The 18,583-nt window shown below is 64.3% G+C and carries 15 protein-coding genes; 11 read left to right on the forward strand and 4 right to left on the reverse strand.

All coding sequences use genetic code 11. The features are described 5' to 3' along the window. Nucleotides 1-103: 103 nt before the first annotated feature. Nucleotides 104-2,185, reverse strand: a complete 2,082-nt coding sequence (locus LB538_RS05200; protein WP_224526455.1) for an ABC transporter substrate-binding protein — start codon at nucleotides 2,183-2,185, stop codon at nucleotides 104-106. A 105-nt stretch (nucleotides 2,186-2,290) separates the two neighbouring features. Further along, a complete protein-coding gene (locus tag LB538_RS05205) occupies nucleotides 2,291-3,757 on the reverse strand; it encodes an alpha-glucosidase/alpha-galactosidase (protein ID WP_224526452.1) in 1,467 nt (488 codons plus the stop codon). 174 nt (nucleotides 3,758-3,931) lie between these two features. On the opposite strand from LB538_RS05205, the gene LB538_RS05210 reads away from it, so the two are divergent. Next, nucleotides 3,932-4,846, forward strand: coding sequence for an AraC family transcriptional regulator (locus LB538_RS05210; RefSeq protein ID WP_318011862.1), 915 nt, complete (start codon nucleotides 3,932-3,934; stop codon nucleotides 4,844-4,846). Between the two features lie 39 nt (nucleotides 4,847-4,885). Here LB538_RS05210 and LB538_RS05215 read toward each other — a convergent pair whose 3' ends face one another. Further along, a complete protein-coding gene (locus LB538_RS05215; protein WP_224526446.1) occupies nucleotides 4,886-6,049 on the reverse strand; it encodes a glycoside hydrolase family 25 protein in 1,164 nt (387 codons plus the stop codon). A gap of 249 nt (nucleotides 6,050-6,298) precedes the next feature. Here LB538_RS05215 and LB538_RS05220 point away from each other — a divergent pair, with 249 nt between their 5' ends. The 8 genes from LB538_RS05220 (at nucleotide 6,299) to LB538_RS05255 (ending at nucleotide 16,368) form a co-directional block, all read left to right on the forward strand. Then, nucleotides 6,299-7,183 carry an AraC family transcriptional regulator gene (locus LB538_RS05220; protein ID WP_224526442.1) on the forward strand — a complete coding sequence of 295 codons (885 nt, stop codon included), beginning with the start codon at nucleotides 6,299-6,301 and terminating at the stop codon, nucleotides 7,181-7,183. 318 nt (nucleotides 7,184-7,501) lie between these two features. After that, a complete protein-coding gene (locus LB538_RS05225) occupies nucleotides 7,502-8,584 on the forward strand; it encodes a sugar ABC transporter substrate-binding protein (RefSeq protein WP_224526438.1) in 1,083 nt (360 codons plus the stop codon). A 69-nt stretch (nucleotides 8,585-8,653) separates the two neighbouring features. Beyond that, the gene (locus tag LB538_RS05230; RefSeq protein ID WP_224526435.1) at nucleotides 8,654-9,490 is read left to right on the forward strand and encodes an ATP-binding cassette domain-containing protein; all 837 of its coding nucleotides are present in this window, start codon (nucleotides 8,654-8,656) and stop codon (nucleotides 9,488-9,490) included. Beyond that, nucleotides 9,487-10,740, forward strand: a complete 1,254-nt coding sequence (locus LB538_RS05235; protein ID WP_224526432.1) for a sugar ABC transporter permease — start codon at nucleotides 9,487-9,489, stop codon at nucleotides 10,738-10,740. The genes LB538_RS05230 and LB538_RS05235 overlap by 4 nt, the downstream gene beginning before the upstream one ends. A 24-nt stretch (nucleotides 10,741-10,764) precedes the next feature. Beyond that, nucleotides 10,765-11,493: an SDR family oxidoreductase gene (locus LB538_RS05240; RefSeq protein WP_224526429.1), complete on the forward strand. Its 729-nt coding sequence runs from the start codon at nucleotides 10,765-10,767 to the stop codon at nucleotides 11,491-11,493. Between the two features lie 138 nt (nucleotides 11,494-11,631). Further along, nucleotides 11,632-13,239 carry an FGGY-family carbohydrate kinase gene (locus tag LB538_RS05245; RefSeq protein WP_224526426.1) on the forward strand — a complete coding sequence of 536 codons (1,608 nt, stop codon included), beginning with the start codon at nucleotides 11,632-11,634 and terminating at the stop codon, nucleotides 13,237-13,239. 586 nt (nucleotides 13,240-13,825) lie between these two features. Beyond that, nucleotides 13,826-15,595, forward strand: a complete 1,770-nt coding sequence (locus LB538_RS05250; protein WP_140845843.1) for an acyl-CoA dehydrogenase family protein — start codon at nucleotides 13,826-13,828, stop codon at nucleotides 15,593-15,595. Between the two features lie 20 nt (nucleotides 15,596-15,615). Beyond that, a complete protein-coding gene (locus LB538_RS05255; RefSeq protein WP_224526423.1) occupies nucleotides 15,616-16,368 on the forward strand; it encodes a crotonase/enoyl-CoA hydratase family protein in 753 nt (250 codons plus the stop codon). A gap of 21 nt (nucleotides 16,369-16,389) precedes the next feature. On the opposite strand, the gene pdxH is transcribed toward LB538_RS05255, so the two are convergent. Further along, nucleotides 16,390-17,109: a pyridoxamine 5'-phosphate oxidase gene (gene pdxH, locus LB538_RS05260; protein WP_411908992.1), complete on the reverse strand. Its 720-nt coding sequence runs from the start codon at nucleotides 17,107-17,109 to the stop codon at nucleotides 16,390-16,392. On the opposite strand from pdxH, the gene LB538_RS05265 reads away from it, so the two are divergent. Together LB538_RS05265 and LB538_RS05270 are read left to right on the forward strand one after the other, a co-directional pair. Next, complete coding sequence (locus LB538_RS05265) at nucleotides 17,045-17,506, forward strand: RT0821/Lpp0805 family surface protein (RefSeq protein ID WP_224526416.1); 462 nt, start codon at nucleotides 17,045-17,047, stop codon at nucleotides 17,504-17,506. The genes pdxH and LB538_RS05265 overlap by 65 nt on opposite strands. 116 nt (nucleotides 17,507-17,622) lie before the next feature. After that, complete coding sequence (locus LB538_RS05270) at nucleotides 17,623-18,549, forward strand: DnaJ C-terminal domain-containing protein (RefSeq protein WP_224526413.1); 927 nt, start codon at nucleotides 17,623-17,625, stop codon at nucleotides 18,547-18,549. Nucleotides 18,550-18,583: the final 34 nt, after the last annotated feature.

Raw genomic sequence — 18,583 nt, forward strand, 5'->3', positions numbered from 1 at the left:
AGCTTCCTTTCTGGCCGGTCGCTCCCTGAGGTGCGTTCGGAGGTTTCGTTGTCCGGCCGCGCCGCGGCGCGGCCGGACGTCTTTTCGTCAGGGGAGGTAAACCTTACATCGGACCCTTGTCACCCGGTTTGCCGGGAAGCTCCTCCGGATACAGTTCGTGCTTCGCCTGCTTGTCGGCGGCGACGAAGACACGTTCGCGGATGATCGAATCCTCGGCCCAGTTGAACATGTAGATCGGCGTGCCTTGCGGAATGTTCGAGAAGCGCTTGTTGATGATGAGCGCGCCCGGATACTCGGTCAGCCCGACATTGTAGACATGCTCGGTCGATATCTTCTGGAACTTTCGCATCAGGTCGGCACGCTGATCGTTGTCCTGCGTCGTCACGAACTTGTTGACGATGTCCACGAGGTCCTTCTCGAAGGGCATCAGGTCGACTTCGCCGCTTTCCGGCGCGCGGTGATTCCAGCTGGTCTTCGGGCCGACGGGAGCAAGTTGCTCGGTGTTTTGCACCACCGAGGTGAGCTCGGTCTCGTTGCGCCGGATCAGCCAATCGAAACGGCCGGAATATTGGATGGCGTCGCGCTGCGTTCCGTTGACCCCGTTGAGGACGACCCTCAGTCCGAGCTTTTCCATCTGCGCGACGACGCCTTCGGCGAGGCTCTTGTCGGTGGTGTAGTCGTTGTTGACCAGCATCACGATCTCGACATTCTTGCCGCCGGCGGTGCCGGCCGGGAAGTTCACGATGCCGTCGCCATCGGTGTCCTTCAGCCCGGCCTTGGCAAGCTCGGCCTTGGCGCCTTTGAGATCGAACGGATAGTAGACGGTCGACTTGCGGTCATAGAAGCTGGTGCCCGACGAGAAGCCGCCCGGATAGATGGCGGTAAACGGACCCTTGACCAGCGAGTCGCCCAGCGCCTTGCGGTCGAGCGCCATGGTCACCGCCTTGCGGAAGTCCTCGTTGCGGTTCAATTCGCGCAGCGCCTGGCCGCGTTCGTCCGGGTTGCCCCAGCCATTGGCGGAGAAATTCATGCGCAGATTGTAGCCGATGAGGCGCGGGCCGAAGGCAAGCCGGGCCGGCGCGTTCGGGTCGGCCGCGCGCTTCAGCGAGGCGACGAAATTCTCGGGCTGCTCAAGGTTCGAGAAGTCGCCGGAGCCCGCCACCGCCTGGACGTCGCGGTCGGCCCAGGTCGACAGCTTGTATTGCAGCTCGTTGAGATAGGGCAGCTGGTTGCCCTTTTCGTCGACCTTCCAATAGTAGGGGTTGCGCCGCAAGACGATGATATCGTCCGGCCGGTATTCGACCGGCACCCAGGCGCCCATCACCGGCATGTTCATATAATCCGGCGGGAAGGCGTTCTTGAACTGGTCGTAGGTATTCTTCGAATATTTCGGATGCTGCGGCTTCAGGATGTGCGAAGGGCCGGGACAGAAGGTGCCGTAGGCCATCGCATAGAGATATTGCCGCGGGAACGCCTCCTTGAAGGTCCACTCGACGGTGTAGTCGTCGACCTTCTTCAGCGTCGTGCCGACGCCGAAGGTTTCGGGCGTGGCGCCGTTCAGCGGCGAGACGTTGGGATCGACGACCTCGTCATCCCAGTAGAACATAACATCGTGGGCGTTGAAGGGCGCGCCGTCCGACCATTTGGCGCCTTCGATCAGATGCATGGTGAGCTTGTGGCCGTCACTCGACCAGTCCCAGCTCTTGGCAAGGTTCGGAAGCGGCTCGGTGTCCTTGGCCTCGACCTGGAACAGCGGCGCCGTGCGCGTCAGGCATTCGGACAAGCCGATATCGATGCCGCCCCAGCCTTGCGTCTGGCCGGCGCCGTAGTTCCAGCCTTCCGGCCTGCCGCCGATGACATGGCGCATCGTGTCGCCATAGACTCCGATGCCGTCGGGCATGTTGCCGGTCTTGAAGACCAGCGGCTCCTTGGGCAGTCTGTCCTTGACCGGCGGCAACTTGCCGGTCTTGACGTATTTCTCCGTCACCCAGTCCGGCTCGTGATATTCGGGCAGCGCCTTGAACTCCAGGATGGAGTCGCGCGCCATATAGTGGATCTTGCCTTCGGCCGGGAATGTCGCCGGCTGCGGCGGCACTGTCGGTTCGGACGCGAAAGCGTTGAGTGCGTGGACTGAAACGCTGAGCATCAGCCCGGCGGCGATGCCAACTCTATGCAGGTTCCTCATAGTCTCCTCCCAGATGTTTGGATGTCTGCTGTTGCCCGCCTCTTGTTCGGGACGGCTCATTCCGACGGGACCTGCCTCCTGCAGGTCCGGCTGCTTGTCCCAGTCTCAGCCGGCCTGTTTCAGCGCCGCCTTCTCGGCGCGCAATTCCTCGATCGAGCGCACGCTGCGCCGCGCCGCGCCCGCCCATTCACGCGTCTTGACCTTGGATTTCGAAAGCCGCTCCTTTGCCGCCGGAACGGCATGCGCATATTGCGGCAGCCATTGAGCCTGCGCGACGACCATCTCGTCCACCATCTGCCAGACCTCTTCCGGCGTCGATACGGCTCCGACCAGCGGATCGTGCAGCACGGCGAGCTTCAGCAGGTCGATGTCGCCGGCGACCGCGGCATGCACCGACATGCGCTGGACGTTGATCGAAGCCATGCAGGTGGCCGCGCAGGCTTCCGGCAGGGCGATGCCGGCGGCCATGTTGATGCCGAAGCGGTCGACGAAGCCGGGCGATTCGATGATGGCGTCCTGCGGCAGGTTGGTGATCACGCCGTTGTTCTTGACGTTGAAATGGCCGCGATAGACGCGATTGGTCTCCAGCGCCTCGAGAATGTGGCTGGCGTGTTCGTTCGAGCGTTTTGCCGGGTCGATCGGTTTCGAGGCCGCTTCGAGAAATTGCGGATATTCCGTCTCGAACCAGTTGCGGGTTTCGGTCGAGTAGCGCAGGTAGCCGCCCGTCTCGCCATGGATCCAGTCCGACATGTCGATCCAGCGCGCGATCTCGTCGGGACGCTTGCGATACCAGGGCAGATATTCCGACAGGTGGCCGTTGCTTTCGGTCGAATAGACCCCAAAACGCTTCAGCACGTCGATGCGCAGCTTTTCCTGCTTCGAATAGACCGGATGCGCCTCGAAGGCGGAGATCAATTCGTCCTTGCCGACCGGCCGGCCGTTCAGCTTGAGCTCGATGAACCAGGTCTGGTGGTTGATGCCGGAGCAGACATAGTCGAGCTCCTTGGGCGACTTCGCGCCGAGCGCCTGGGCAATCTGCTCGGCGCCATGCTGAACGCCGTGGCAGAGGCCGACCGTGTCGACCTTGCCGTATTCGATCGCGGCCCAGGTGTTCATCGCCATCGGGTTGGCGTAGTTGAGGAACTTAGCGCCGGTGGCGGCGACCTCCCTTATATCCTTGCAGAAGTCGAGGATCACCGGAATGTTGCGCTGGCCGTAGAGGATGCCGCCGGCGCAGATCGTGTCGCCGACGCATTGGTCGATGCCGTATTTCAGCGGGATGCGGATGTCGTCGGCATAGGCTTCGAGCCCGCCGACGCGCACGCAGCTGATGATATAGCGCGCGCCCTCCAGCGCCTCGCGGCGGTTGGTGGTCGCCGTCACCTTGGTCGGCAACTTGTTCGCCTCGACGATCCTGTCGAGGATCGCCTTGATCATCGCCAGATTGTGCTCGCTGACATCGGTCAGCGCGAATTCGATATCCTTGAACTCCGGCACGCATAGGATGTCGGTGAACAGCTTCTTGGTGAATCCGACGCTGCCGGCGCCGATAATAGCGATTTTGAAACTCATCACCTTCACCTCGATCCAATCGAATGCTAGGCAAGGAGCAAAGGAGAGAACATGGCCGCGCGCAGCAGCGCGCATGCCATCCAAAGCCGGAAATCCGGCTCTTTCTCCTCCCGCCCGCTCCTCGACCGCGGGTCTTTCGCGTTCTTGAGGGCCGGATTATGCGCTTATTCGCCGATGGGGCCAGAGAAGGATTATGCTTTCGAGGGTAATTTTGTGCTGCGGGACTTGATCGCCAACGGAAAGCTGATGCGGACGATCTCGCTGCCGCGTGGCCGCCAGCGCCTGCATGCCATGCCGACCAGCACGGGCTATGAACTGCGCGAGGACGAGGCATATGACTGGGACGGCAGGAAGCGCGGCCAGACCCCGTTCACCGTGCTCCAGCATACGATCAGCGGCACCGGTCAATTGCGCTACGAGAGCCGCAATTACCGCCTGCAGGCGAACGACACGCTGCTGGTTCTGGTGCCGCACAATCATCGCTACTGGTTGGCCAAGGGCGACCGCTGGGAATATTTCTGGATCTCGATGAACGGCGAGGAGGCGCTGCGCATCCACAAGTCCATTCTCAGCGTCTCGGGCCCGGTGTTGCGGCTGCAGCCGGCCACCATCGATCACCTTGCCGATTGCAGCCTGCGGCTGATCAAGGGCGCCGCTTCGCCAGGCGCGGCCTCGGCGATCGCCTACGAGGCGGCAATGGCGCTTTATGATGACGTCTTCGGCTCGCACGCCTTCGCCGAGAAGCAAAGCGCCATGCAACCGGTCATCGACCACATCAACGCTAATCTCGACAAGCCGCTGCCGGTGGCGGAGCTGGTTCAGATCAGTGGCTTGAGCCGCGCCCATTTCTCGCGCTGCTTCGCCGAGAGCGAAGGATTGCCGCCGGCCGAATTCGTGCTGCAGCAGCGCCTGCAACGCGCGGCGAAACTCCTGACCAAGGCCGATTTCCTGCCGGTCAAGGAAGTCGCGGTGCTGTGCGGCTTCGAGGACGCGAACTACTTCTCCAAGGTCTTTCGCCGCTGTTACGGCATCAATCCGACGCAGTTTCGCACCACCGGCATGTATGCCAGCCTGGGCAGCCATCGTTGATGTCCTCGGCTCCTGGAAGAAGTCGGCTCTTGGAAGAAGTCAGCGCTTGGCGCTGTCGAGCGCCGTTGAGGCGGTGCTGACCGGATCGGCGGCAGCGGCGAAGGCCGCGTCGATCTGCTCGGGCGTGCGCTGTCCGGAGCGTTTCCAGGCGACATATTGCGCGATGCCGAAGCCGGCGCGCCGCGGCACCGTCTTCACCACCGGCATGCGGAATCCGTCGCGGAATGTCTCCCAGCGCGCACCGAGCACCGCCACCATCTCCTCGAAGGTCGGCGGCGCCGCCACGTCGGCATAGGTGATCGTCACCTTGCCGGCGAGCGCCGCTTCGCGCGAGAGCGGCACCGGGATCGAGGCGAGGTAGTCGGCCGGCACGTCGAGCAGGCCGCCAAAAGCCCATTGCCGGCGCAGCTCGTCAGCGCTCATCGGCGCGACGCTGACGTCGATGTCGTTGGGCGTGCCGGGCACGCGGTAGGGGCAACGGAAGCGGCCGCAATTGGTGTGCGCGGAGAATTGCCAGAGCGCATAGCCCTGCCAGTTGCCCATCGGGAAATGCACGTCGATATCCGGCTTGTAGCGCGCATACCAGAGCGGCAGCCGCGACAGGAGCCGATATTGGTAGCGGTTGTCGGCGATATACTGGGCGGTCTTGCCGTTGACATAGAGCACCGGGAAGCGGCCGAGGCGGCGATGCACCTGGCGCACGAATTCTTCCGCGTCCTCCAGCGACATCCATTGCGTTGCATCGATGCCTTCGATGTCGAGGGCCATCAGCTCGTCCGGCGCGGGCTCGGCGAAATCGATGAAATTATTGGCCTGCTCGACCGGGTTGCCGGGCCGCGCCAGGTGATAGGCGCCCCATTTCAGGCCAAGCGCCTTGGCCACCACCTTGCGCGTCTGGAACAATTCGCGTGTCACCGCATAGCGCTTCCACTGCGCCTTGCAGAGTTTGACGTCGGCTTCGGCGCCGAAGCAGAAATAGGGTGGCGGCAGCCCGTCGGACGCCTTGTTGATGAAGCCGGCGACACGCTTGTCGGTGACGAGCTGCTGCCAGTCGATCGAATTGTATTCATAGGCGTCGATGACCAGCGGCCGGTCGGCATTCTTCCACGGCTCGGAGAAATCCGAGGCCTTTGCCGCCGTGCCCAGCGCAATCGCTGCCGCGAGAAGCGCCAGGCGGCGAAGAGGGCGCGCCGGCTTTTTCAATCAGGGTGTCCCCACTGACCAGAGAACGATCCTGAACCGCTATGGTTAAGGAAGTGCTTTCAAAACATCGGCTGCTTCGACCCGCTCCGAAACGTCAAAAAAGTATCGGTCGGGTGGACAAGCCGTGGTGGCAGGCGTTTCAATTGCCGCCTAAGCTTCAATCACGGCGGCCAGTGGGAATACACAGGCCTGCCTGACGAAGCGCAGCAACCGGTCCCAAGACCGGACCCGCGCGGGGAGGAAATGAAGATGAATCCGGACCTGGAAGTCGTCCAGATCAGACAGGGAGAGTCGTTCAAGGCCTGGGCCCACGGCTATCCTTTCCGTACCGTGCGCTGGCACTTCCATCCCGAATACGAGCTGCATCTGGTCGTCGCCACCACCGGCCGCTATTTCGTCGGCGACTTCATCGGCGAGTTCGAGCCGGGCAATCTGGTGCTCACCGGGCCCAATTTGCCGCACAACTGGGTCAGCGACGTGCCGCCGGGCGAAACCGTGCCGCTGCGCGGCCGTGTGGTCCAGTTCTCGGAAGAATTCATCGCCGGCGCCTCCGCCGCCTTGCCCGAACTTGCCGCCTGCGCCGGCATCCTCGAAACCAGCCGCCGCGGCGCGCTGTTCTCGCCGGCGACGGCTGAGCTCGTGGCGCCCCTGCTGGCGGAACTGACCGAGGCGCAGGGCGTGCGCCGCCTGTCGCTGTTCATGGCCGTGCTCGATATATTGAACCGCGCCGGCGACGTCCGCACTTTGGCTAGCGCCGGCTATCTCCCCGATCCCTCCGGCTTCATGTCGGCCGGCATCAATCAGGCGCTCGCCTATATCAACTGCCACCTGACCGAGCCTTTCAGCGAAGGGACGCTTGCCGAGATCGCCGGGCGCAGCCCGAGCGCCTTCTCGCGCAGCTTCCGCCGCCACACCGGAATGGCACTGGTGCAGTATGTCAACCGCCTGCGCATCAACCTCGCCTGCCAGCTGCTGATGAGCGAGGACCAGATGTCGATCACCGAAATCTGCTACGCCGCCGGCTACAACAACATCTCGAATTTCAACCGTCAGTTCCTGGCGCAGAAAGGCATGTCGCCTTCGCGCTTCAGGGCCTTGTTGGCTGAGAATATCAACGCGGAGATAGCCGCCTAACAGGGAGGAAGCGGGAGGAGACTAGAGCAATTGCGAAGCGGTTGAACGCGGCGAGCTTGCCGTAGCCTCCGTCCGTAATTGGTCAAACAATAAGAGATTCAGGGAAGGAAGGACGCGGGGTGCGGAGCACCCTGTGCTGGAGATCGTTTGTTCCGAATCCAGCACGTTCAGGAGGATGCTTGTAGAGTTTACCGGGGTCAGATCGATCCTCGGCCGCTGACAATACTCCTCCCAACAGTTCGACATGCAGTCAAGGCCTGGCGCGTCGTCCACCGCGCAGGTCCTCGTGAAACCATTTCTCGAAACGGAGACATTCGAATGACCAGACATGCTTGGAAATCGCCGTTTGCCTTTAAATCGACGATCGCGGCCGTTTTCGCGGTCTCGCTGCTCGGCAGCACCGCGGCCTTCGCCGATACGTTAACCGATGCTACGGTTGCCTTCCTGATGCCCGACCAGGCGTCGACCCGCTACGAGCAGCACGACTATCCCGGCTTCGTCGCCGTGATGAAGAAGCTCTGCCCGGGGTGCAAGGTGATCTATCAGAACGCTGACGCCGATGCGGCGCGTCAGCAGCAGCAGTTCAATTCGGTGATCTCGCAGGGCGCCAAGGCGATCGTCCTCGACCCGGTCGATTCGACCGCCGCCGCCTCGCTGGTGAAGCTCGCCCAGAGCCAGGGCGTCAAGGTGATCGCCTATGACCGGCCCATCCCGACGGCGCCCGCCGATTTCTACGTCTCCTTCAACAATGAAGGCATCGGCAAGGCCATCGCCGACTCGCTGGTCGAGCACCTCAAGGCTCTGAAGGTCGACCCCGCCGGCGGCGGCCTGCTGCAGATCAACGGCTCGCCGACCGATGCTGCCGCCGGCCTGATCAAGAAGGGCATCCACGAAGGCCTCGACAACAGCGGCTATCCGATCCTGGCCGAGTTCGACACGCCGGAATGGGCGCCGCCGAAGGCACAGCAATGGGCGAGCGGCCAGATCACCCGCTTCGGCGCCAAGATCCTCGGCGTCGTCGCTGCCAATGACGGCACCGGCGGCGGCGCGATCGCCGCTTTCAAGGCAGCAGGCGTCGATCCGGTTCCACCGGTGACCGGCAATGACGCGACCATCGCGGCTCTGCAGCTGATCATCGCCGGCGACCAGTACAACACCATCTCCAAGCCGAGCGAGATCGTTGCGGCGGCCGCGGCCAACGTGGCCGTCAAGCTGTTGTCGGGCGAGAAGCCGAAGGCAGAGATGACGCTCTACGACACGCCCTCGCAGCTGTTCACGCCGGCGGTGGTGACGCAGGAGAACCTCAAGGCCGAGATCATCGACAAGAAGATCAACACGGCGGCCGAACTCTGCGTCGATCGCTATGCCGAGGGCTGCAAGAAGCTCGGCATCACGAAGTGATCCATATGGGCATCCGGCCGCTCCTTGGCGGCCGGATGTCCAATGAACGACAGTCAAGAAAGGCGGCGCATGAGTGAAAGTCCCGAAAGGTCGGCTTCCGTCGGCGAGCTGGTGCTCAGCCTGCGCGGCATATCGAAGAATTTCGGCGCCGTTTCGGCGCTGACCGATATCGATTTCGATGTCCATGCCGGCGAGGTCGTCGCGCTGGTCGGCGACAACGGCGCCGGCAAGTCGACGCTGGTCAAGATTCTCGCAGGCGTGCATCAGCCGAGCGCGGGAACGATCAATTTCCGCGGCAAGCCGGTCACGCTGCCCGATCCGCGCGCGGCGCTGACGCTTGGCATCGCAACCGTGTTCCAGGACCTGGCGCTCTGCGAAAACCTCGATGTGGTCGCCAATATTTTCCTCGGCAACGAGCTCAGTCCGCTGCGGCTGGATGAGGTGGCGATGGAGATGCGCGCCTGGACGCTGCTCAACGAATTGTCGGCGCGCATCCCGAGCGTGCGCGAGGCGGTCGCCTCGCTGTCCGGCGGCCAACGCCAGACGGTCGCGATTGCACGCTCGCTGCTGCTCGAGCCGAAACTCATCCTGCTCGACGAGCCGACCGCGGCCCTCGGCGTCGCCCAGACGGCTGAAGTGCTCAACCTCATCGACCGCGTCCGGGCGCGCGGCCTCGGCGTCGTGATGATCAGCCACAACATGGAAGATGTCCGCGCCGTCGCCGACCGCATCGTGGTGCTGCGGCTGGGGCGCAACAACGGCGTCTTCGAGCCCGACGCCTCGAACCAGGATCTGGTGAGCGCCATCACCGGCGCGTCCAACAACGCGGTGTCGCGCCGGGTCGAGCGCCTGCGCATGGAGCGCGATCACAGCGGCAGCGCACAGGCGGGGGAGCAGCGCCCATGACGGCAGAGAAAAGCACCTCCGCCCCAATGGCGCTCGACCGCGCCGATGCGCGAGTGAAGCATGAAGCCGGCTTCGGCGGCGCGCTCCGCGCCTTCCTCGACCGCGTGCGTAGCGGCGATCTCGGTTCGCTGCCGGTCATCGTCGGCCTTGTGGTCATCTGGACCGTGTTCACCAGCCTCAACCCGGTCTTCGTTTCCAGCAGCAATCTGGTCAACCTCCTGTTCGACTGCTCGACGGTCGGCGTCATCGCGCTCGGCATCGTCTGCGTGCTGATGGTCGGCGAGATCGATCTCTCCGTCGGCTCGATCAGCGGCTTCGCCTCGGCGCTGGTCGGCACGCTCTGGGTCAACCAGGGATGGCCGGTCGCGCTCGCCATCCTGGCGGCGTTGGCCTTCGGCGCCCTGATCGGCTCGCTCTATGCCATTTTGTTCAACCGTCTGGGCATGCCGAGCTTCGTTTCGACGCTGGCCGGCTTGCTCGCGGTGCTGGGCATGCAGCTCTACATTCTCGGCTCCACCGGCTCGATCAACCTGCCATACGGCTCCGCTTTGGTGGATTTCGGCCAGCTGATGGTGATGCCGAAATGGGTATCGTACACGCTGGCAGCGATCCCGGGCCTGGCGCTGCTGATCTCCGGGCTTCGCACCTTCGCGCGCCGCCGGGCGGCCAACCTGTCGGCACCGTCCGTGACCGGGCTCATCGTGCGCGTCGCCGTCATTACCGTCGGCCTCGAGCTGATCGTCGCCTATCTCAACCAGTCGCGCGGCATCCCGTGGATGTTCGGCCTGTTCGTCGGCCTCGTCGTGGCGATGAACTATGCGCTGACCCGGACCAAATGGGGGCGCTCGATGACCGCCGTCGGCGGCAACCGCGAGGCGGCGCGCCGTGCCGGCATCAAGGTGCGCGCCATCTATCTCAGCGCCTTCGCGCTGTGCTCGCTCTTTGCCGCGCTCGGCGGTGTGCTTGCGGCCGCTAGGCTTGCTTCCGCCAGCCAGCAGGCCGGCACCGGCGACGTCAACCTGAACGCGATCGCGGCCGCGGTCATCGGCGGCACCAGCCTGTTCGGCGGCCGCGGCAGCGCCTATTCCGCGCTGCTCGGCATCATCGTCATCCAGTCGATCGCCAGCGGCCTGACGCTGCTCGATCTGTCCTCGTCGCTTCGTTACATGATCACCGGTGCCGTTCTGGCCATCGCCGTGATCGTCGATTCCCTCGCGCGCCGTTCCCGTGCTTCGCACGGCCGCGCCTGAACAGTTCAAACGAGAAGGGTACACATGGCTCACGATCTTTCGGGAAAAGTCGCCGCGGTCACCGGCGCGGCATCGGGCATCGGCCTCGAATGCGCCAGAGCGATGCTTGCCGCCGGTGCCCGCGTCGTTCTGGTCGACCGCGCAGAGGACAGGCTGAAGGAGGTGGTCGCCGAGCTCGGCGACGGCGCGTTCCCCCTGGTGGTCGACCTCACCAGCCCGGCTAGCGTGGCGACCATGATGCCCGGCATCCTCGACAAGGCCGGCCAGCTCGACATCTTCCACGCCAATGCCGGCTCCTATGTGGGCGGCGAGATCCTCAACGGCGATCCGGATGCCTGGGACCGCATGCTGAACCTCAACATCAACTCGGTGTTCCGCTCGGTGCACGCGGTGCTGCCGCATATGGTCGAACGCAAGACCGGCGACATCATCGTCACCAGTTCCATCGCCGGCCTCGTCCCCGTCGTCTGGGAGCCGGTCTACACCGCCTCGAAACACGCTATACAGGCATTCGTCCATACGCTGCGCCGGCAGGTCGCCAAGCACGGCCTGCGCGTCGGCGCCGTGGCGCCTGGGCCGGTGGTGACCGCGCTGATCAGCGATTGGCCGAAGCAGAAGCTCGAAGACGAGCTGGCGGCCGGTGGCCTGATGCAGCCCACCGAGGTCGCCGACGCCGTCCTGTTCATGCTGACGCGGCCGAGAAACATCACCATTCGGGATCTGGTGATCCTGCCGCAGAGCAATGATTTGTAGGCAGTAGGAATTAGGCAGTAGGGAATAGGGAAAGAGGCGGTTGCCTCCGGCCGTCCAACACGGATCATCTCCTACTGCCTACTGCCTACTGCCTACTGCCTACTGCCTACTGCCTACTGCCCTACCTTTGAGGTTCTCATGCCTTCCCACTTTCTCGGCATCGATGTCGGCACCGGCAGCGCGCGCGCCGGCGTCTTTGACGAGAGCGGACAGCTGCTCGCTTCCGCCAAACGGGACATTGCGCTCTTCGTCGAGCCTGGTGAGATCGCCGAGCAGTCGAGCCGGGACATCTGGGAGGCCGTGTGCGCCAGCGTGCGCGAGGCGGTCGGGAAGGCGGGCGTCGATCCCCGGGAAATCGGTGGCATCGGCTTCGACGCGACCTGTTCGCTGGTGGTGGTCGGCGATGACGGCGAACCTTTGCCGGTCGGCCGCTCGGGAGATAGCGACAGGAACATAATCGTCTGGATGGACCACCGCGCCCTCGACCAGACCAGGCGCATCAACGCCCTGCGGCATCCGGTCCTCGACTATGTTGGCGGCGTCATATCGCCGGAAATGGAGACGCCGAAGCTTTTGTGGCTCAAGGAGAACCTGCCGGGGACCTTTGCCCAAGCGCGGCATTTCTTCGACCTGGCCGACTATTTGACCTGGCGCGCCACGGGCAGCCTTGCCCGCTCGGTCTGCACGCTCGCCTGCAAATGGACCTATCTCGGCCACGAGCGGCGCTGGGACGAAAGCTATTTCCATGCCGTGGGGCTCGGCGAGCTTGCCGACGAGGGTTTTATCCGCATCGGCACCGACGTGGTCGATCCCGGCACGGCGCTGGGCGCCGGCCTGACGGAAGCGGCGGCCGCTGAATTGGGACTGGTCGCGGGCACGGTTGTCGCTGCCGGGCTGATCGACGCTCATGCCGGCGGCGTCGGCACCGTGGGGGCTGCGGGCGAAGCCGGCACCATCGCCTCGCGCATGGCCTATGTGCTCGGCACCTCTGCCTGCACCATGGCAAGCAGCGAAGGCCCGGCCTTCGTTCCGGGAGTCTGGGGACCCTATTATTCCGCCATGGTGCCCGGGTTCTGGCTGAGCGAAGGCGGCCAGTCGGCGGCCGGCGCGGCCATTGATCTGCTGGTGCATTTCCACCCGGCCGAGGCCGAAGCCTCCGCGCGTGCAGCTGCCGAAGGCAAATCGCTGGTCGATTGGCTGGCCGCGGCCGCCACGGCGGGCTCGCCCGATCTGTCGGCCGCCGCCACGCTCGCGGGAAGCATCCATGTCGTTCCTGAATTCCTCGGCAATCGCTCGCCCCTGGCCGATCCAGACGCGCGCGGCCTGATCGCCGGGCTTGGCACCGACCGTTCCGTCGAGAATCTCGTCGGGCTTTACGTGGCCGGGCTTTGCGGGCTCGGCTACGGCGTGCGCCAGATCGTGGCGGCGATGGCGTCGTCCGGCCATGCGGTCGATACCATCGTCATCAGCGGCGGCGCCGGGCAGTCGCCGCTGGTGCGACAGCTGCTTGCCGACGCCGCCGGCTTGCCGGTCGCCGCCTCGCAATCGCCCGAACCGGTGCTGCTGGGCGCTGCGATGCTCGGAGCTGTCGCGGCTGGCCGGTATGCGGACCTTTCGACCGCCATGCCTGCCATGTCCCGGCTTGGCGATGTTTTCACCCCGGCGACCGGTGAAATGCAGGCTTGGCATGACAGGCGCTACGAAGCCTTCCTGGCGCTGCAGGCGGTGGGACGCAGCATACGTTGAGAGACCGTTTTGTTTCTGCGCGATTCCGGACGCTTGGACCAAGCGCGAAGGTTCAGGACGCTTGCCCCAACGAAGCGATCGCAGCCTCCGGAAATCAGCCGCAGCGTCCGAGCTTCGTCATCCACGGGCGGAGCGGGAGCGCAGCGGACGCGTAGACCCGAGGATCCATTCCGTGACCTTTGCCGTGGAGTGCAGCGGAGTAGAATTCTGGACCGTAGAAGCGCCTCAAAGTAACGGAATGGATTCTATGGTCTGCGCGCGTCGCTTCGCTCCTTGCTCCGCCATAGAATGACGAAATCGCGAAGGCCACGGCCAATCTCAAGGTTGCAATTACCACTCAATTCTACGCCGAATTACATCCGGCTGGTAATCCAGGAAAAGTGGACGCGGTTTTTCGGTTGTCAGGCCCATCCTCGGCTCTACGCGTTCGCGGTGCTCCCGCTCCGCCCGTGGATGACGAAGTCCAAGCAAAATCCGCGTGACAAAAGTTGACGTTTACGTAAAAAGAAGGCGTGAGGCCGGCCCAAAGGTGGATGGCTTCGCTTCGGCCATGCGCCTACGCTCGGCCGGAATGGGAGGAGCAGACATGTATCGCGCGCCGGTCGAGGACATCGCCTTCACGCTGAAGCAGGTGGCGGGGCTGAAGCCGGCGCTTGACGCCGGCATTTTCGGCGATCTCGGCGAGGACCTTGTCGACGCGATCCTGGCCGAGGCGGGCCGTTTCGCCAGCGAGGAAGTGGCCCCCCTCTACAAGATCGGCGACGAGCAAGGCGCTGTGCTGAAGGACGCTGCCGTCACCACGCCGCCCGGCTGGAAGGAACTCTACCGGCGCTGGATCGAAGGCGGCTGGAACGCGCTGTCCGGTCCGGAAGAATTCGGCGGCCAAGGCCTGCCGACCATGCTCGGCGTCGCCGCGCTCGAAATGTGGAACTCCGCCGCCATGGCCTTCGGTATTGGTCCGACGCTAACGATGGGCGCGGTCGAGGCGCTCGACAAACACGCATCGGAGGAACTCAAGGCCAAATACCTCGCAAAACTCGTCTCCGGCGAGTGGATGGGCACGATGAACCTGACCGAGCCGCAGGCGGGCTCCGACCTCGCGGCCTTGCGCAGCCGCGCCGAGCCCGTCGGCGACGGCACCTACCGCATCTTCGGCCAGAAAATCTTCATCACCTATGGCGAGCATGATTTCACCGACAACATCGTGCATCTGGTGCTGGCCAGGCTGCCCGACGCGCCGGCCGGCACGCGCGGCATCTCGCTGTTTTTGGTGCCGAAGTTTTTCGTCAATGACGACGGTTCGCTCGGCGCCCGCAACGACGTCTTCTGTTCGGGCCTCGAGCACAAGCTCGGCATCCATGCCTCGCCGACCTGCACCATGATCTACGGCGACGGTTTTCGAGGCTCCGCACCCGGCGCCATCGGGTGGCTGATCGGCGAGGAGAACAAGGGTCTGGCCTGCATGTTCACCATGATGAACATCGCCCGCCTTGCCGTCGGCATGCAGGGCGTGGCCGTGGCTGAGGCCGCCACCCAGAAGGCGATCGCCTATGCCAACGAGCGCCGCCAAGGCAAGGCTTTCGCTTATACGGGCGCTGGCATGGCGCCGATCGTCCATCACCCCGATGTACAGCGCAACCTGCTCACCATGAAGGCGCTGACCCAGATCGCCCGCTCGATCAGCTATTCCTGCGCCCACGCCATCGACCGCGCGCGCGTCGGCGAGGGCGAGGCCGCCGCCAATTGGCGCGACCGCGCCAACCTGCTGACGCCGCTCGCTAAAGCCTTCTCGACCGATGTCGGCGTCGAGGTCGCCTCGATCGGCGTCCAGGTGCATGGCGGCATGGGCTTCATTGAGGAGACAGGTGCCGCAGCGCTCTATCGCGACGCGCGCATCGCGCCGATCTATGAAGGCACCAACGGCATCCAGGCGATCGATCTTGTGGCGCGAAAGCTGCCGCTCGGCGGTGGCGAGCATGTGCATTCCTATATCGGCGAATTGAAAGCTGTGGCCGATGCGGTGCGCACCTCCAACATTGACGGTTTCGGCCGCACCGCCGACAATCTCGACCATGCGCTGGCCGATCTCGACGAGGCGACGCGGTTCCTGCAGAAGCTCATGGCCGACGGCAAGACCGACGCCGCGATGGCCGGCGCCACGCCCTATCTGCGCCTGATCTCGCTCGCTGCCGGCGGCGCCTATCTGGCGCAAGGCGGGCTGGCCGACCGCAGCCGCGTCGCGCTTTGCCGCTTCTTTGCAGAAAACCTGCTCGGTGAGACGCGCGCGCTCAAGGAGCGTGTCGTCGACGGCGCCGAGAGCCTCGCCGCCGCCGGCAAGCAACTGATTTCCGCTTGACGTTCACAAGGAAAAAGATCGTGACAGACCACATCCTCGTCGAGCGCCAGGGCGCCGTGCAGATCATCCGCATCAACCGCCCGGACAAGAAGAACGCGCTGACGCGCGCCATGTATGCGAAAATGTCGGCGGCGCTCGCCGAAGGCAATGCCGATCCGGCGGTCCGCGTCCATGTCTTCCTCGGCGTTCCAGGCGCCTTTTCCGCCGGCAACGACCTAGCCGATTTCCTGGTCATCGCCACAGGCGGCGAGGGCGGCAACGAGGTCTGGGATTTCCTGATGGCGCTGGCCAAGGCCGAAAAGCCGATGGTGTCGGGCGTCGACGGCATCGCCGTCGGCATCGGCACCACGCTCAACCTGCATTGCGACCTGACCTTCGCCACGCCTGGTACGCTGTTCCGCACGCCCTTCGTCGATCTCGGCCTGGTGCCTGAAGCCGGCTCCAGCCTGATCGCGCCGCGGCTGCTTGGCCGGCAGGGTGCCTTCGCGCTGCTCGGCCTGGGCGAAGGCTTTTCGGCCGAGCGCGCCAAGGCCGCGGGTATGATCTACGATGTCGTCGCGGAAGACTCCCTCGAAAGCGCGGTGTTGGCCGCCGCCGCCGACATCGCGGCCAAGCCGCCTGAGGCGCTGAAGATCGCGCGCGACCTGATGCGCGCGCCGCGCGAGGAATTGATCGCCCGCATCGAGGTCGAAAGCGAGCATTTCCGCCAGCGGCTCAAATCGGACGAAGCACCCGCGGCGCTGACTGCGTTCATGACGCGCAAGAAGGGCTGAGCCCTTCGCCTGCGGTACCGTTCAAGGATAAAGCCGCGTCTTGTCCCAGCCGGCGGCGTTGCGCGAGAAAAGGATGCGGTCGTGCAGGCGGAACGGCCTGTCCTGCCAGAACTCGATCGTTTGCGGCAGGATGCGGAAACCCGACCAATGCTTCGGCCGCGGAATCTCGCCGATGGCGTAGCGCGCCGTGTATTCGGCCACCGCCTTTTCCAGCGCGAAGCGGCTTTCCAGCGGCCGCGACTGTTTCGAGGCCCAGGCGCCGATGCGGCTGCCGCGCGGGCGTGTCGCGTAATAGGCGTCGGCCTCGGCGTCGCTGACGATCTCCACCGGCCCGCGTATACGCACCTGGCGGCGCAGCGATTTCCAGTGGAAGCACATCGCCGCCTTCATGCGGCCAAGAATCTCGCGGCCCTTGGCGCTCTCGAAATTCGTGTAGAAGACAAATCCCTTTTCGTCGAACCCCTTGAGCAGCACCATTCTCACATCCGGCATGCCGTCGGCGTCGACGGTTGCCAGCGCCACGCCGTTGGGATCGTTGGGCTCGCTTTTGGTGGCGTCCTCCAGCCATGCGGCAAAGAGCCTGAACGGCTCCGCGGCCTCGGTGAAGTCACTTCTTGTTAACTCAGTTTCGTTCATAGTTTTCCGAATTTTTACCGTTGCGGGAGGAGTTGGCCGATTGTCGCGTATCGCGCAAGCTTTTGACAGCAGGCAATGGGGCGTTATCGCTTCTGCCAGCGTCAAGGCTGTGGTCGTGACGTTGGCGCTACCGCTTGCCGCTTGCGGTGCCGGCGGCTTCAGCCTCGAAAAGGCCGACGTCGACCGCTCGATCATCACCTCCAGCGCGCCCTCGTCGCCGGCTGCCCCGGCGGCTGATAAGGACTCCGACCAGACCACCATCGGCAACGCCGTTTCCTCCGCCGACTTGAAGGAGCTTGCCGGCCAAGCGGTGCCATGGGCCAATGCTGGAACCGGGTCCCGCGGCGCGATCACCGAACTGGTGGAACTGAAGGATGGCGGCCTGACCTGCCGCCGCTTCAGCGCCACGCGCGAGAGCTTCGACGGCGTCGCCCTCTACAAGGGCGAGCTGTGCCTAGCCGAGGCCGGCGGCTGGCGCATGCAGGAATTCAAGGCGCTCTGATTGTCCGGCACTCTGATTTTCGGGCGCCAATTGCCCCTGCGCCACTGGAATTTCTTCCTATGCGAGCGCATATAGGAGGCGACTCATAAATCCATTCTCTCATGCAGGCAGGAAGCATGCGCGACCCCTATGAGGTGCTGGGCGTTGCCAAGAACGCATCGGCCAAGGACATAAAATCGGCTTACCGCAAGCTCGCCAAGAAGTATCATCCGGACCAGAATCCGAATGATCCGAAGGCGAAGGACCGTTTTGCCGCCGCCAACCAGGCTTACGAGATCGTCGGCGATGAGAAGACGCGCGCCGCCTACGATCGCGGCGAAATCGACGCCGACGGCAAGCCTAAATTCCAGGGCTTTGAAGGCGCAGCCGGCGGCGATCCGTTTGCCGGATTCCGCCGTCAGCAAGGCCCCGGCGGCGCGCATTTCGAATTTCGCAGTGGGCGCCCGGGCGGCGATCCGTTCGACGGCAACAGCGACATCTTCAGCCAGATTTTTGGCGAAGCCTTCTCCGGTGCCCGCGGCGCCGGCCGGGCCGACCGGCGTCAGCCGGTCCAGGCCGCGGACCTCAACGTCACCATGGATATCAGTGTCGAGGAGGCAGCCACCGCCGATAAGGTGACGGCGATGTTCCCCGACGGCCGCAAGGTGGCGGTCAAGCTGCCGGCCTATGTCGAGGATGGCCAGACGATCCGCTTGAAGGGCCAGGGCGAGCAGGGTCCAGGCCAGCCTGGCGATGCGCTGGTCAAGATCCACATCCGCCGCCATTCGCGCTACCGCATCGAAGGCCGCGACCTGCATGTCGATCTTCCCGTCGATCTGGCCGATGCGGTGCTCGGCGCCAAAGTGGCGGTCGAGACGCCGACCGGCAAGCTCGCGGTCAACGTGCCCGCATGGTCGAGCTCGGACAAGGTGCTGCGCCTCAAGGGCAGGGGCCTGCCGGAAAAGGCAGGCGGCCATGGCGATCTCTATGCCCATGTGCGGCTGATGCTGCCGGAGGGCGGCGATGCCGAACTCGAGGCCCTGATGCGCCGCAGAAAAGGGTGATTGAGGGAATTTTGTTCCTGTTGCAGTGTCTTTT

Source organism: Mesorhizobium sp. Ca11 (genome assembly GCF_020165275.1).
GTDB lineage: Bacteria > Pseudomonadota > Alphaproteobacteria > Rhizobiales > Rhizobiaceae > Mesorhizobium.

What these genes read in the sequence shown, in the direction of transcription:
- LB538_RS05200 (WP_224526455.1), bottom strand. Translation starts at nt 2,185, where the DNA reads ATGAGGAACCTGCATAGAGTTGGCATCGCCGCCGGGCTGATGCTCAGC.
- LB538_RS05205 (WP_224526452.1), bottom strand. Translation starts at nt 3,757, where the DNA reads ATGAGTTTCAAAATCGCTATTATCGGCGCCGGCAGCGTCGGATTCACC.
- LB538_RS05210 (WP_318011862.1), top strand. Translation starts at nt 3,932, where the DNA reads ATGGGGCCAGAGAAGGATTATGCTTTCGAGGGTAATTTTGTGCTGCGG.
- LB538_RS05220 (WP_224526442.1), top strand. Translation starts at nt 6,299, where the DNA reads ATGAATCCGGACCTGGAAGTCGTCCAGATCAGACAGGGAGAGTCGTTC.
- LB538_RS05225 (WP_224526438.1), top strand. Translation starts at nt 7,502, where the DNA reads ATGACCAGACATGCTTGGAAATCGCCGTTTGCCTTTAAATCGACGATC.
- LB538_RS05230 (WP_224526435.1), top strand. Translation starts at nt 8,654, where the DNA reads ATGAGTGAAAGTCCCGAAAGGTCGGCTTCCGTCGGCGAGCTGGTGCTC.
- LB538_RS05235 (WP_224526432.1), top strand. Translation starts at nt 9,487, where the DNA reads ATGACGGCAGAGAAAAGCACCTCCGCCCCAATGGCGCTCGACCGCGCC.
- LB538_RS05240 (WP_224526429.1), top strand. Translation starts at nt 10,765, where the DNA reads ATGGCTCACGATCTTTCGGGAAAAGTCGCCGCGGTCACCGGCGCGGCA.
- LB538_RS05245 (WP_224526426.1), top strand. Translation starts at nt 11,632, where the DNA reads ATGCCTTCCCACTTTCTCGGCATCGATGTCGGCACCGGCAGCGCGCGC.
- LB538_RS05250 (WP_140845843.1), top strand. Translation starts at nt 13,826, where the DNA reads ATGTATCGCGCGCCGGTCGAGGACATCGCCTTCACGCTGAAGCAGGTG.
- LB538_RS05270 (WP_224526413.1), top strand. Translation starts at nt 17,623, where the DNA reads ATGCGCGACCCCTATGAGGTGCTGGGCGTTGCCAAGAACGCATCGGCC.